A 15,060-nucleotide genomic window follows, 5' to 3' on the forward strand; every position below is an offset into this window, starting at 1 on the left:
GTCAACCAATCGAAAAATCGCGCATGACATAGCTGTTCTAAAAGCATCTATTGCTTCACTAATGGCTGCGGTAGTGGTTTCTTTCATGAGCTTTTTTCAATAGATCTTCTGCAAGCGGTTGACCACAGCCGCCCGTTCTTGAACCAAATTAGTACGTTGACGAGTTAAATCCCGCAAATCCCGCTGTGGTAAAGGTGGAATAAAGCTTCCTCGCAGTAACCCGTGACCTAAGAGTTCAGCTATCCATTGTGCATCTTGTACGTCTGTCTTACGTCCGGGGACATTCTTCATATGTTGGGCATTGACGACCAAAACTTCAAAGCCTGATTCCAATAAGTTGTATACAGTCGAACAGTATTCTCCTGTACTTTCCATTGCCACCTGCTGAACATTTTGACTATGCAGCCAATCGGACAGTTCTAGCAGTCCTACTGTTATCGTACTGAAACTGCGGGTAACTATATTAACCTCGCCCTTAATTAAGGGAGTTATACAGCAGGCAACTACTGTTTTTTTATGGACATCTAATCCCGCACAGTGAGTGTAGGTGAGTTCCATGTTTCACCTCCATTGATGTTGTCACAGCTGGTCAGATGTCCTTGAAAAAACGATTCTGCCTTGCGTGTTTCCCACTCTACTCAGGGGTATCACATTTCCTTGTGCCACTGGACATCTAGGTCTGTCTCCTGCTCAGGCTCGCAGCACTACTTTCATTCCGACCTTTGTACCAACTGCTTGAGCAAAATGTATCACATTTTCATTGTTCCTTGTGAGCGCAGCTCGTGGAGTCTCTTGCAAAAGTCCCAGATGCGTGGGACAAGTAGATGAGATTTGGGTAGCATCTATGACCTACGAACAAGTAAAGAGTCTGAAACCAGAAGATTTTAAACGCTTGTGTGGTGTACGTCCGGAGACTTTCAACCAGATGTTAGAGGTAGTGCGATCACAAAAGCGAACAAAACAAAAAACCGGACGACCAGGAAAGCTTTGCTTGGAAGACCAATTGTGGATGACATTGGAATATTGGAGAGAATACCGAACTTACTTTCATATTGGGCAATCTTGGGGAGTAAACGAGTCTACGGCATACCGAATTATCCGAAAAATAGAAGAGACACTGGTTAAATCTAGAGCGTTCACTCTTCCTGGCAAGAAAAGACTCTTCAATTCCGATTATCAGTTACAAGTAGTAATAGTTGATGTGACAGAAAGCCCAATTGAACGTCCTAAAAAAAACAAAAAAAGTTCTACAGTGGGAAGAAGAAACAGCGTACACTCAAGTCACAAGTAGTGGTAGATAAAGCCAATGGTAAAATCATCTGTACCGCGCATGGTAAGGGTAGAGAGCATGATTTCCGTATATTTAAAAATAGTAAAGTGAGGTTGGAAGAAAATATCGAATGTTTAGGAGATAAAGGTTATCAAGGTATTCAAAAATTACATCATAATAGCCGGATTCCTAAGAAAAAGCCCAGAGGAGCTAAGTTAAGTAATGAAGATAAAAAGAGTAATCAAGAGTTAGCCAGAATCAGAGTTTTAGGTGAACACGTAAATCGTAAGCTGAAGGTATTTAAAATTTTGTCTCTCACTTATAGAAATCGCCGAAAAAGATTTAGTTTGCGGTTTAATCTAATTGCTGCTCTCTACAATTACGAGCTTTCTCTTCCCAAAATCAAATCTTCCTGACGACTTTTGCAAGAGGTCTAGTATATGGGCGCGAGTTATACTCCTTGCTTTACTCTTGCCTGTTTTAATTAGCGATCGCAGTTTTTCGACTTCTTCTGTCTTCAAATCTACTGTATACTTCTTTACCATTATGCTATTCACCGCCACCCTTCAAATAGCTTACCAAAACCTGCATTCACCATGCAAAGTTGGCTTGCCAGACCACTAGGGGCTAGTATTTTTATTCAGCACTTTCACATCAGTCAATAATTGTGAATACCCACAACAAACATGAAAAACGTTCTTCTCTAGTCCCTAGCCTTAAGCCTCTAACCTCTATTTGCACGTGAGGAGTTAATTAACATCACTTAGCTAAATAAAGTAAAATCCTTGCAAATTTCAATCAAGTATAGTACATTAGCACTATATTAAGAGACCCTAATGAAATCACCCCACAGCACCCGTGGGGTTTTTCCATGTTTGTTCACCAAAAAATTAATCTTCTTTTACGACTCGTGCGAGATTCATCGTCACCTTTTTTTTACTACTGGGCAAGAAGCTTATAAATCTCTCGCTTTACCTGAACCAGCAGATCGCGTACTCGATTTGCTTGCTCCAAATTGCCACTGCGTGCAACCTGTGTGACCGCATCATTCACTTGGGTTAAAGTACGCCGCAACTCAATCAATTCCGAAGGTTTGCTTTCGGTAAAACTGTCGTGAGGATTTTGTGAATCAGATTGCTGGACGCGATCGCTCAATAATTGTCTACCACTCTCTGTAATCGTGTAAACACGCTTGCCATCAACTTGCTCACTGGTTAAATAACCTCCTTCTTCCAACATTTGGAGTGTTGGATAGACAGAACCAGGACTCAGGCGGTGAAAGCCTCCTCGACGGGTTTCTAGTTCTTTAATCAGTTCATAACCGTGCTGGGGACGTTCAGATAAAACTCCAAGCAAAATGAATTTCATTTCACCGCGACGGGTGCGAGGCTCATCTCCCCAACTACCCCTATAAGAACCTCTGTGTCCATGTCGTCCACTCATAAAAAATTGATTGTCAGATCCAACTCCTGCCCATGCTGGTATGAGATGACGTGGATGAAATTGTTTGAACATATATAATTCCTTAGGCTTTTGACGCATCACGATATATCGTTATCGTCAATAAATATATCGCGTTATATCGGTTTTGACAACCAGAACTTTTAAAATATAGCGGTTCTCGTTCGGATGAAGTGATTGTTTAAGTACCGATAGCAGATCCTCGCAACCGCTCAACATCGCGCATTGGTGGCGCACCAAACATACGCTTGTACTCGCGGTTAAAGTGCGAGGCATCCTCATAGCCCACACGGTAGGCAGCACTGGTAGCGTCAAGGTTTTCCCCCAGCATCAGACGGCGAGCTTCTTGGAGCCGCAGTTGCTTCTGAAACTGTAAGGGACTCATTGCAGTAACAGATTTAAAGTGATGGTGAAAGCCTGAGACGCTCATTCCCAGTTCTCGTGCGATGCTTTCAATCCGCAGCGGCTCCTTAAAGTCTTTACGAAGTCGCTCAACGGCTCTGGCGATATGGTGGGTGTAGCCACCCAGAACTGCAATATGCCGGAGCCTGTTACCTTGCTCTCCCATCAGGAGCCGATAAATGATTTCCCGCTTAATTAGTGGTGCGAGAACATGAGCTTCAGCAGGGGAATCTAGAAGCCTGACAAGCCGCACCACAGCGTCCAACAGATTTGCATCCAACAGACTTACGTCAATTGCTTTCACATCAGCACGGTTGCGTGATGCGGGATGCCCTGCCTCGACCATCACGGAGCCAACGAGGGTAGGATCGAGATCGAGGCGGAGGCTCAGGTAAGGTTGCGTCTTGGACGCTACCAGAATTTGGCTGATAATCGGCAGTTCGACCGTCGCAAGCAGATAATGCATCGGGTCGTACTGATAGCGATCGCTACCCAGCATAACTTCTTTGCTGCCCTGAGCAATTACACAAAAGGCAGGGATAGAGACACTATGAACGCATTCGGAAGGCGAGGAGGCGCGGTTAAGGTGCAATCCTTTGAGCGGCTCAATCGTCCCATCATGACGGATAGCCTGTACAATCCGCTCTTTCAGTTCATCTCTGTTGGCTTGCGCCCTGTCTGCCTCGCGCTTTGCCTGCTGGTCGTTGATCAAATCTATATCGGACTTTTCAATTGTTTTGACAGCGTTCATTTCTAAGTTTGCAGGATTGTACAACAATCTTAGACTATTGTTTTATTACTTGCCCTTCAAGATTCTTAGAATGAAGCTAAAGCAATCAAAAATGATTCCGGCTTCTTATAAACATTCTGGATTTTTATTCAAGAAACAACTCAGTTTTAATTGGGCAAGAGACTTGCCTGCTAGCCACGCCACCAAAATGGCATCAAGTGAAGGAATTAAGAAAATGGACATCAAAAGAAGTGGCTCACAGCCTTCCGCCAAAGGGCCGACCGAGTATTTTACCGGCACTGTCCGCATTGACCCTCTGTTCGAGGCACATGAGTCAGCCAGATGATGTGAATGTGAACGAGATGATGTTCCGACTTTTAATACAAATAATACAAAGATAGGAGTTCAAAAAATGCAAAAACGCCAACTTGGAAACAGTAACTTGGAAGTCTCAGCAATCGGGCTGGGCTGTATGGGAATGAGCTTTTCTTATGGGCCGCCTAAAGACATACAGGAGATGACCGCTCTTCTTGGGGCTGCCGTTGATCGCGGCGTAACATTCTTTGACACCGCCGAGGTCTACGGCCCGTTATTGAACGAAGAACTGGTGGGTGAAGCCCTCGCTCCCTTTCGTGGGCAAGTGGTCATCGCCACCAAATTCGGGTTCGACATCAGTCCTAATTCCGATCCACGTGGAATGAAGGGTTCGCCGGGACTGAATAGCCGACCAGAACATATCAAGCAGGCCGTTGAGGGTTCCCTTAAGCGTCTCAAGGTCGAGACAATTGACCTACTCTATCAGCACCGGGTTGACCCGAACGTGCCGATTGAAGATGTAGCAGGAGCCGTGAAGGAACTGATTGATGAAGGAAAGGTTAAGCACTTTGGACTCTCTGAAGCAGGAGTGCAAACGATCCGGCGCGCGCACGCAGTTCAGCCTGTGACTGCTCTCCAGAGCGAATACTCGCTGTGGTGGAGAAAGCCTGAAGCGGAAGTGATCCCAACTCTTGAGGAACTCGGAATCGGCTTTGTCCCGTACAGCCCGCTAGGTAAGGGCTTTCTCACTGGCAAGATTGACGAAAATGCCACTTTCGACAGTTCCGACTTCCGCAGCACCTTGCCTCGCTTCACGCCAGAGGCTCTCAAAGCGAATCAAGCCTTGATTGATCTGCTTGGCAGCATCGCCCAACGCAAGCAGGCGACACCTGCTCAGATTGCCCTCGCCTGGCTACTAGCACAGAAGCCTTGGATTGTTCCGATCCCAGGTACTACAAAGCTGCATCGTTTGGACGAAAACATCGGGGCAGTCTCCGTCGAACTTACGCCCGACAATTTACGCGACATTGATGATGCGGCATCTAAAATCATGGTGCAAGGGGCGCGCTATCCTGAAAAGCTGGAGCAAATGACTGGTCGCTAAACGACGAAAAATAGGTTCAAATAAACCAAAAGCGATCGCAACATTAGCAAATGTACTGTTGAAGCCTTCTCAAATTACTGAGGCTAAAACAAATCATTGCCATTCCAATCAGTGCGATCGCTTTTGCGGCTATCGATTTGTTTGCAGTCTAAATTCCCCATATTCCGCATTGGGTAGATTTAAACACGTTCAGGTGACTTTAAAAAGGTATGCTCAATCTGAATTTTGCGGCTATCCATTATTTGGGTAAACAAATCTGTTGGTAGTGCATTTTCTACAGGTAAAACCCCAGGCTTATTAAGTTTACCTTCGAGGATTAATTGAGCGACAGTACCAGTACCGCAGCCAGTGGCTACAGCCGCATTATTATGCAATACCGTAGAAGCAAAAACGCCTGTTGCACCATTTTTCTTGCCGATAACTTCAGAGCGTACTGCTACACCAATACCACTAAATCGGTTGGTAACATCTGTCATTGTATGACTAACATGAGATAAAAATTCAATCATGCCACGACGCTGCATTAACCATTTAGGAAAAATATGCGCCGCCATCCAAGTTAGATGATTATAATAATCGGGAAACGAACCAAACTTAGTAATTACACTTTTAACTGAAGGAAAAGCATAAGGCAATGTAAAAGTTTCTGGCATATCAAACCAGTAAACGCCATTACGTTGATAGTGGGGAAATTCAACTAGTTCTCGTTCACTATAAGGTTTAACTACTTGCCATTTACCATCTATCCAGGCTTCAAAAGGATGTTGTAAGCCTAGAAAAGTCGTTCGCATGACGGTTACGCCAGCACCACCAGAACCAGCTACTAAATAATATAGTTTTATCTCTTCTGCTTCATCAAATTGCTCGACCCCCTGACGCACCATACTGTTAGAAATGCCAGGGAAAATACCTGTGTTAATGACTGCTGTTACACCAGCAGCAACAGCTTGTTCATGATAGGACAAAGCTTTGCTAGTGAAAGAGCGATGGTCACTAACATCTACGTAGTTAACACCTTGTTCTATACAAATTTTTAGAACATTGGCATCGCGGTAGTGAAACGGGCCAGCACAGTGAACTACTAAATCAGAATTAGCGATCGCTTCCCGTAGTCTATCAACTTCTGCCAAGTCCAAAGTTAAATACTGCTCTCGCTCTCCCAAAGGCAAGCTATGAGTCTCTGGGGAACGGCCAGTAATGGTAATTTTTGCTTCTGTATGGGCGGCTAAATCTTGGGCAACACTGCTCCCAATTCGCCCCCTACCTCCAAGAATTAAAACGCGGTCTGTCATTACTCCGGTGTGGGTAACATTAATTGTATTTCACCAGTTTCCTGTGGTGTTTGTCATCGGTTACAAGTATGACTCGCCTACTCATCTGAGGGTAGAGGCTAGAAGGGGAGCAGGGGAGCAGGGGGAGAAAAAGATTCTGATCAATATAGTTGAATAATTTAATTTCTGGAAGTCCCGAAAAGTATGATTGTGTTGATTATGCTCATGGTATTTATTACGTAATATAGGCGGCAAACTTCCTTAAATTTTCCTGTCGCCACTTAGCATCTAACTTCCGATTTGTTTGCAATTCTAAAACTCTGATTCCTTTAGTTGGCAGTGGGTTTAATTTTTGTTGCAACTGTTGCCAAGTTGTAATCAATTCATGCTCTACACCATAAGTAGTACATAATTGGGCAAAATTAATATCCTGGGGTGTGGCAAAAAACTCTTCAAAGGGTGGTTCAAATTTGGCAATGGGTAACATTTCAAATATGCCACCGCCATTATTGTTGATTAAAATAATTGTTAAATGTCCGATAAATTTATTGCGGATTAAAAAGCCATTGGTGTCATGCAATAGTGCTAAATCTCCGGTCAACATGACGCTGCTTTGTTGACGATGGGCAATTCCTAAAGCTGTCGATAGTGTGCCATCAATACCATTAGCACCTCGGTTAAAGTGCGATCGCACTCCTAAGTTATTTGGTTGCCAAAAAAATTCTACATCCCGCACAGGCATACTATTAGCAATAAACAATGGTGTCCCAGGTGGTAATATTTGCGACAATAGCCAAGCTGCTTTACCTTCAAACAAATCTTCCATTGTCGCCATAGTTTGGTCAACAGTAGCCCTGACTTTCGCTTCAACATGACACCAAAGTTGTAAATATTCAGAGGTTAACTGATTGTTGTCTGATTTCTCTACTACTAAATCTTCTACGTTCACTCGTAGATGTGTCGTTTGACCATGCAGAGGGTCGAGGTTTTGGTCGCTAGGGTCAATTACCCATCGTCGGGGTTGGGTAGCAGTTATCCAAGTACGCAGTTCTTTACTCGTAGGTAAATCTCCAACCTGAATCACCATTTCGGGTGCTAGCTGCTTTGCTAATTCCTGATTTCGCAAAATCAGGTCATAGGTGGAAATTAAATCAGGGTTGAGGTCTGCATAATTTCGCAGTGGGGAAAGTCCCTCGGCAAGCACTGGCCATTGCAGAGTTTGGGAAAGTTGCGCGATCGCTCTACAATACTCTTGGGGATTTTGAGGTTGGGCAACTCCAGCAATAATTATACCGCGATCGCACTGTTGCCATTGTTGGGGAATGGGGAGTCGGGAGTCGGGAGTCGGGATAGTATTTGTAATGGCGGCGAAGAATGCGTCTACGTTTAACTGTAAGTTACTACCATCGGGAATAGGTGCGAGGGGATCACGAAAAGGAATATTTAAATGAACGGGCCCTTTTGTTGGTGTTTGGGTTCTCTCCCAAGCATAAATTACCGTTTGTCGCAAATAAGCCAGCATTTCCAGATCTGGGGAGGGAATAGCTAACTCAGCTTGCCAGTTGGGATAACTACCATATAATTTTACTTGGTCGATGGTTTGTCCAGAGTGACAATCTCGCAGTTCTGGTGGTCTATCGGTAGTTAACAGCAACAGTGGTACCCGACTTTCTTTTGCCTCAATGACGGCTGGGTAAAAGTTTGCGCCTGCTGTCCCCGAAGTACATACCAACGCCACAGGCTTTCCGGTAGCTTTCGCAATTCCCAAGGCAAAAAATGCCGCAGAACGTTCATCAAGAATCGGAATTGCTTCAATATGAGGTATTTGTTGGGCAAAAGCGACTGTTAGAGGTGTGGAACGGGAACCAGGACAAATCACAGCGCAAGTTAAACCTAGGCGTTTTAGTGTCTCTGTTAAGACAAAAGCCCAAAGCTGATTAACATTCTTATAGGCGAACAGCATCAAATCCAAAATAACTATCAGACAATATTCAATTGTGACATCCTCTGTTTGGTAAATTTTTGGATGGCAAATTAATTGCAACTCTATCTACAACACTTATGGACTGTATTCATTTAACCGATATTCGCTGCTATGGCTACACTGGCTACTTACCAGAGGAACAGGTACTAGGCCAATGGTTTGAGGTGGATGTGAAATTATGGTTAGACCTTTCTCAGGCTGCTGTGACTGATGCGATCGCAGATACTCTTGATTATCGCAGTGTGATTAGCTCGATTCAAAATCTGGTGAAAACTTCTCAGTTTGCTTTGATTGAAAGATTAGCAGGTGCGATCGCTGACTCTATTTTGCAACAGAGCGATCGCGTCACGCAAGTTCAAGTCATTGTCACCAAACCCGCAGCACCCATTCCTGATTTTGGCGGCAAAATTAGCATTGAACTCACTAGAACTAAAGTTAATTCTTACAGCAGTTTTCATCCCAATGAGGTAAATTCCTCTAGCCTCTAGCCTCTCGCTCCTAGCTACTTGTACTGCACTCAACCGAAAAACGCTGTAAATTTAAGTCAGTAGACCGAAAAGTTTATTTTGAAGTTTTGTTAAAAAAATTGCTGCTGATTGCATAAAAGCAAAGAGTCAACCGAGTAGTAGTCAGATTGAATTTCCATGCTTATTCAAAGGAGAGTTGAGATGGTTACTAGTACTTACACTGTTGGTTCTTTAGGTGAAACACCCGTAGAGCGTAGTAATTACCTCGGCAATTACTTTACTCAAGACGTTTACAACTTCAGTACCAGTGGTACAAACAGCATTAACCTGAGCCTACATAATATTACTGTTGGTGATGATGCTGATCTCAAACTGTATCAGGATGTTAACAGCGATGGTAGCTTAGACTCAAGCGACACACTGATTTTAAGTTCTAGTAGAGGGAGTAATTTAGATGACGCAATCAACTATGTAGGTAGTGCTGGTAGTTACTTGGCTGTAGTTGATAAATACCTTGTAAGTGATAATGACGGTTTAAACTACGAACTTGACCTATCAGCTACCCCACAGTTTCCTTACTATACGTCAGCACCTAACCTGTTGCCAAAAGAAATAGAGTTAGGCACTATTAGCACAAGCAATCAAACTGGCTCGCTAGGTGATAACAACACGGTTGATACCTATTTTTTCTCAGTAAGTAGCATTGATAGTCTAGAACTCAATGCATCCCTCACGGGATTAACTGGTGACGCTGATATTAGATTAATTCAGGATAACAACGGCAATCAAATAGTTGATTCTGACGAAATCCTTGCATATTCTAGGCTTGGTAGTAGTTCTAGCGAGTCTTTGAATTATGGCGTGAATTCAGGCGATTATTTTGTCCAAGTTTATCAATACTCTGGCAGTACCGACTACAACCTATCGATAACTACTTCATCAACTTTGCTACTTAATCAACTCTCACAGAACCTTATTGCATGAAAAAAGAGTTGTGAAAACTGAGTGAATAGACTAACTAAAAAGAGCGATTACTCATGGAAGTGGCGATCGCTCTTTTTAGGCTGATCCTACTTTCCTTCCTAGAAAATACTCTGATATCATGTCCGGCTGATCAGTTGTGATTAAATGTGTCTGTGCAGAAACAGCAAACCTTCTCCCCTCCTCCCCTGCCGTCTTAATGATAACGTGAGTTCGACCGATGATAAAGAACCCCTCTCCAAACCTCTCCCCGAAGCAGGGAGAGGCTTAGAAAGCTTAATTTTTTGTTCCTAACCAAGATATTAAAGCCCCTCTCCGAGACGGAGAGGGGTTGGGGAGAGGTTCATCGAACTCACGTTAATGATAAGTCTTTAACCGGACACGATATGACTGGAGGATTGCAAATATGACCAAATTGGAAGAAGGTGACTAGAAATTTACTGAGTTTTTTCAAAAAGCAAATATGAGTTCTATATTAATAATTAATATTTAATAAATAAATGATGACAGGGTATCTAAAAAAAATCCTGAATGCCCTTCTCTAAGGAAGTGGTGAAGATGATATTTTCTTACGCTAGACCAACTCAACTGTGGTTAGAAATCTCCTCAAGACTCTCAGCAGAAGCTTGGGAACAAAGCCAGCATTTTTCTGACACCAGTAGTGTCTGGCGAGGATATTTGAATCAGATTTGCTACCAAGTTTTTTTCCCTTGGATACAGGAAGAATATGCACCCAACGCAGCAATTTGGCTCACCACTTCTGCTCTACCTAGTGTATGGGAATTTGTGAATGGCACTGTTATTGTTATGGGGACAAAAAGATTAATATTATTACCTACAGAAATAATTGACGAAGACGAATTACGAGTACCACAAGAATGGGTTGATATTCCTAGCTGGGTTGGAGATTATTATTTAGCGGTGCAGGTAAATCTGCATGAGAAATCGCTGATAATTTGGGGTTATACTACCCATCAGCAATTGAAGCATGAAGGCAGATATGATCCCAGAGACCGTAGTTATAGCTTGGACGGGGATGACATATTTCGAGATATGAGGGTTCTCTGGGTAGCACAGCAACTTTGCTCAGATGAGGTGACGCGAGAAGTGGTAGCCTCTTTACCTAGTTTACCAATGGCACAAGCTGAAAATTTAATACAACGTTTGGCTAGTCCTAACGTTGTGTTTCCTAGATTGGCAGTACCATTTAGTTTATGGGGAGCGTTGCTGGAAAATGAAAATTGGCGATCGCGTCTTTATCATCAGCGTCTAAGTGCGCTACCATCTATACCAGTACTGGTGAATCTAAGCCGATGGGGCCAGAATATCTTTGCAGATGGTTGGCAATCTTTAGCAGATTTATCATCGTCGTCAACAGGTTTAGCATACAGTTTCAGTAGCCTCAGAGGAGATAATTCCTTTGAGGATGACCTAGTGCAGGGATGCAGGTGGATTGATTTACCATCAGGTGAGTCTATCGCACTATTGGTAAAATTAACAACACAAGCAGATAACAGAATTATGGTGCGAGTACAGCTACATCCGCGTCCGGGAAACCGTTATCTCCCTGCTAATATCAAATTGATTTTGCTTTCCTTCTCCGGAAAAATACTGCAATATGTAGAGGCGGGAAGTGAAGATAACTACATTCAAGTACCAAGCTTTAAATGCTCATCAGAATTTCAGTTTAGTGTGAAAGTGGCATTACAGGAATTTGAGATTACAGAATATTTTGTAGTTTAAATAATAGTTAATCAAATAGCTGGATAATACACATCTATTTACATAATAAATAAGTAATTATTCTAATTATTTCTGTAATTAGTTTATAGCTCATAATATCCTAAATTTATTAATGTGCCAGGGCGTTGATATGTTCCACGATCACGGTAAAAGGACATTACTTGTTTTTAATTTAGGCAAAGGGAATTTGCAGCAAGGCTTTCCTAGCATTATCGCTCAATTGTGGCAAACAGAGAGCCTGGCTCCGATTCAATTTGTAGGAAGTTTACCTGCTAATTTGGAACTAGTAAAAATTTACAAACGCTGGAAATTATTATATTGCGCTCTTGCTGCTCGTTTTCGTAGGCTTCGCAGTATTATTCATCCAGAAATAGAATTTTTATCAGAGGATATTACCCATGTTTCTGATACAGAATTTAGAAAAGTTTGCCAGGAATTAGAAAACAAAATTAATATTTGGCTGAATACAGAATCATTTCAAAAAATTGAGAGAAGGCTGCGGACTAAACTTTCACAGCATGATGAAATTCGAGTAATTATTGCAACAGAAGATGAGCAACTGCTCAGATTACCCTGGCATTTGTGGCATTTTTTTGAAGATTACCCAAAAGCAGAAATCGCACAGGGTACTCAAGAATATGAAGGTGTAACATCTGTGCGTCGTCAGATTTCCAAAAAAGTGAGAATTTTAGCAATTTTGGGAAACTCCCAAGGGATAGAAATCCAAAAAGACCGTCTGTTATTAGAAAATCTACCAGATGCAGAAACAGTATTTTTAGTAGAACCGCAACGTCGAGAAATTGATGCTTGTCTCTGGGATGAACGGGGATGGGATATTCTGTTTTTTGCGGGACATAGTTCCAGTCAGATGGATTGTGCAACGGGAGAGTTGGAAATTAACTCTCAGGATGCAATTAGTATTCCCCAGTTAAAAAATAGCTTAAAAGCTGCGATCGCTCGCGGTTTACAATTGGCAATTGTCAATTCTTGTGATGGTTTGGGATTAGCGCATGATTTGGCTGATTTGCAGATTCCCCAACTAATTGTGATGCGAGAACCTATTCCAGATATTGTTGCACAAGAGTTTTTGAAGTCTTGGTTGCTGCTGTTTGCCTCTGGAAAGTCTTTCTATATGGCTGTGCGAGAAGCGAAAGAAAGGTTACAGGGGTTAGAAGATGAATATCCCTGTGCAAGCTGGTTACCTGTAGTTTGCCAAAATTCTATAGCTGCACCCCCAACATGGGAAGAATTACGTTTTGGACGGCAACACAGAGCAGGATTGAGGCACAATCTCATTAGAGTAACATCTCCAAGCCCTATCTTCTTGCAGCACAGTCGAAACCTCTGGACAGTTAGTTTGGCTTTTACCATTGCCATGATGATTGTGCGACTAATGGGGGGATTGCAACCTCTAGAAGTGTGGTTTTATAACCATTTGCTGGGATTACCGCCTACTGCAAACATAGATGAACGGTTGCGGGTAGTGTTGGTGACACAAAAATATATCCAAAATATGGATCAAAATACTCTGAGCGATCGCACTCTGTGGGAAAGTCTCAAAAAAGTCGATGTAAATCAATCACAAGCAATAAGTTTAAATATCAATAGAAGTTTAGCAGTAGAAACGGCTGATGCTGATTTGTCCGCTTATTTACAATACAAACCCCGTCTGACTAAAATCTGCGAAGTCAGTAAAAGACTTCCCACGCAGAAATTATCCCCAGAAACAGGACTTACGCACTAAGGTTCAGAACTTACGCACTCAGATCCCCAACCCCCTTAAAAAGGGCTACGGTGTACACACAAATCCTCTGATCCCCCTAAATCCACGCCAGTCGCCTCAAGTCGGGAAACCCGCCCACGGCGCTGGCTCCCCTTAAAAAGGGGGACTTTGAGAAAATTCCCCCCTTTTCCCCTTCGCCTTTCCCCTTTAACCGAACTGTATTGACCTATACACCTTGTTTAAACCATTGATTTTCCTTATCCGAAGTCCTGATAAACTCAAGCATTAGGATTCTTGAAAAAATAATTATTTTAATATCGACAAAACAAATTGAACATTTTCTGGTGTTTTGCTTTATTTAGTAAAATTCATGCATCCTCGTCAAACCATCATAGAGTCATTTTCCACTTTCCTGGAATTTGCAGAAGACCGGGTTAAGGGTTGGGTATCAATTCCACATTTGCGTCGTAATATGCGAAATTGCTTACAGCAATTACCAGAATCAAAAAGCTCGGAAAATTTTTGGGCAATATACTGGTATCAGCTTTGGCAACAATCCCATAGTTTGGCGAGACTGCATCTGTCAGCTTACCTACAAGAAAGTTGTTATTGGTCAGCCTACAAGATTGTCAGCAGTTTAGCGAATGCACAATATAGGTTATCAGACTGTTTTCAAATTGCGATCGCAGAAATTGACAAAGTTTTGAAAGGATTTAAACCCCAGCAAGGTTTCAGCTTAAAAAGCTACGCCAGTGCTACTTTTAAAGGTGTAATTATAGATACACTTCGCCAACATCAAGAAATAGATTTTTGTAGTGATTGGACTTTATTACACAGAATTAGCCAAAAACGTTTAGAAAAATCGCTGAGTAACGCTGGTGTAAATTCCGAGCAAATTGAACATTATTGTTTAGCCTGGAATTGTTTCAAAAAACTATACACACCAAGCAATACAGGAGATAGACAGCAACTTCCGCCACCAGATCCCGCGACTTGGAAAGCGATCGCTCAACTCTACAACAGCGAACGCCACAGCCAACTGACTGCACCAGGAGAGGAATGCAGCCCAGAAACTCTAGAAAACTGTCTAAAACAGTCTGTAAAGTGGGTGCGTCATTACTTATATCCCCAGGTAACTTCCCTAAACCAACTAAAACCCGGAAAAGAGTCCCATGAACTGGGAAATTATCTGCTAGACGAACAAGAATCTTTACTGACGAAAATTATTGCTGAGGAAGAAACCCAAAAAAGAGAAGCCCAAAAACATCAAATCCACACTGTTTTAGTATCAGCACTTGAGCAACTCCAAATACAAGAACAGCAGATACTACAGCTATATTACGGTCAAGGATTTACCCAGCAGCAAATTGGGCAACAGTTAGCTCTAAAGCAATATACTGTTTCACGTAAACTTGCAAAAGCCTGTGAGTTTTTGTTGATGGCCCTGGCGGCTTGGGGTCAGCACACATCCCAGATTTCTTTAAATTCAAATGTGCTGAAAGATATGAGTGCTGTGATGGAGGAATGGTTGCACGAGTATTTTGAAAATTCTCAGCATTTTATTTATCACTTTCAAAATGAAGGGTGAAGCATTGCTTCACCCTTCAT

General features: G+C 42.5%; 12 protein-coding genes and 1 pseudogene. 8 read left to right on the plus strand and 5 right to left on the minus strand.

Features of this window, described 5'->3' with window-relative positions; translation table 11 throughout:
• Nucleotides 1–105: 105 nt before the first annotated feature.
• A pseudogene (locus H6G76_RS18570) lies at nucleotides 106–558 on the minus strand (transposase); the annotation flags it as partial.
• Nucleotides 559–844: 286 nt separating this feature from the next.
• Between H6G76_RS18570 and H6G76_RS18575 the strand changes: the two are divergent.
• Nucleotides 845–1,686 (plus strand): IS5 family transposase gene (locus H6G76_RS18575; RefSeq protein ID WP_242056457.1). Its coding sequence is split into 2 segments (ribosomal slippage): nucleotides 845–1,229 and nucleotides 1,229–1,686, totalling 843 coding nucleotides; the frame shifts between segments, so codons are not numbered across the junction.
• 523 nt (nucleotides 1,687–2,209) lie between these two features.
• Here the strand turns inward: H6G76_RS18575 and H6G76_RS18580 are convergent.
• Complete coding sequence (locus tag H6G76_RS18580) at nucleotides 2,210–2,785, minus strand: PadR family transcriptional regulator (protein ID WP_190703696.1); 576 nt, start codon at nucleotides 2,783–2,785, stop codon at nucleotides 2,210–2,212.
• Nucleotides 2,786–2,912: 127 nt separating this feature from the next.
• The gene (locus H6G76_RS18585; protein WP_190703698.1) at nucleotides 2,913–3,884 is read right to left on the minus strand and encodes an AraC family transcriptional regulator; all 972 of its coding nucleotides are present in this window, start codon (nucleotides 3,882–3,884) and stop codon (nucleotides 2,913–2,915) included.
• Between the two features lie 70 nt (nucleotides 3,885–3,954).
• On the opposite strand from H6G76_RS18585, the gene H6G76_RS37150 reads away from it, so the two are divergent.
• Together H6G76_RS37150 and H6G76_RS18595 are read left to right on the plus strand one after the other, a co-directional pair.
• Nucleotides 3,955–4,209: a hypothetical protein gene (locus H6G76_RS37150; protein WP_242056454.1), complete on the plus strand. Its 255-nt coding sequence runs from the start codon at nucleotides 3,955–3,957 to the stop codon at nucleotides 4,207–4,209.
• Nucleotides 4,210–4,275: 66 nt separating this feature from the next.
• A complete protein-coding gene (locus tag H6G76_RS18595) occupies nucleotides 4,276–5,283 on the plus strand; it encodes an aldo/keto reductase (protein WP_190703701.1) in 1,008 nt (335 codons plus the stop codon).
• A gap of 179 nt (nucleotides 5,284–5,462) precedes the next feature.
• Here the strand turns inward: H6G76_RS18595 and H6G76_RS18600 are convergent, their stop codons facing one another.
• Both H6G76_RS18600 and menD read right to left on the minus strand, forming a co-directional pair.
• Nucleotides 5,463–6,575, minus strand: coding sequence for a saccharopine dehydrogenase family protein (locus H6G76_RS18600; RefSeq protein ID WP_190703704.1), 1,113 nt, complete (start codon nucleotides 6,573–6,575; stop codon nucleotides 5,463–5,465).
• A 214-nt stretch (nucleotides 6,576–6,789) separates the two neighbouring features.
• A complete protein-coding gene (menD, locus tag H6G76_RS18605; protein ID WP_190703825.1) occupies nucleotides 6,790–8,517 on the minus strand; it encodes a 2-succinyl-5-enolpyruvyl-6-hydroxy-3-cyclohexene-1-carboxylic-acid synthase in 1,728 nt (575 codons plus the stop codon).
• 98 nt (nucleotides 8,518–8,615) lie between these two features.
• Between menD and folB the strand changes: the two genes are divergently transcribed.
• From folB to H6G76_RS18630, 5 genes are all read left to right on the plus strand, one after another.
• Nucleotides 8,616–9,026, plus strand: coding sequence for a dihydroneopterin aldolase (gene folB, locus H6G76_RS18610; RefSeq protein ID WP_190703707.1), 411 nt, complete (start codon nucleotides 8,616–8,618; stop codon nucleotides 9,024–9,026).
• A 180-nt stretch (nucleotides 9,027–9,206) separates the two neighbouring features.
• Complete coding sequence (locus H6G76_RS18615; protein WP_190703710.1) at nucleotides 9,207–9,989, plus strand: pre-peptidase C-terminal domain-containing protein; 783 nt, start codon at nucleotides 9,207–9,209, stop codon at nucleotides 9,987–9,989.
• A 555-nt stretch (nucleotides 9,990–10,544) separates the two neighbouring features.
• Nucleotides 10,545–11,729, plus strand: a complete 1,185-nt coding sequence (locus H6G76_RS18620; RefSeq protein ID WP_190703714.1) for a DUF1822 family protein — start codon at nucleotides 10,545–10,547, stop codon at nucleotides 11,727–11,729.
• Between the two features lie 130 nt (nucleotides 11,730–11,859).
• Nucleotides 11,860–13,473, plus strand: coding sequence for a CHAT domain-containing protein (locus tag H6G76_RS18625; protein ID WP_190703717.1), 1,614 nt, complete (start codon nucleotides 11,860–11,862; stop codon nucleotides 13,471–13,473).
• Nucleotides 13,474–13,822: 349 nt separating this feature from the next.
• Nucleotides 13,823–15,040: a sigma-70 family RNA polymerase sigma factor gene (locus tag H6G76_RS18630; protein WP_190703720.1), complete on the plus strand. Its 1,218-nt coding sequence runs from the start codon at nucleotides 13,823–13,825 to the stop codon at nucleotides 15,038–15,040.
• Nucleotides 15,041–15,060 lie beyond the last annotated feature (20 nt).

This window comes from Nostoc sp. FACHB-152 (genome assembly GCF_014697475.1).
In the GTDB taxonomy this organism is placed as follows: Bacteria; Cyanobacteriota; Cyanobacteriia; order Cyanobacteriales; family Nostocaceae; genus Nostoc_B.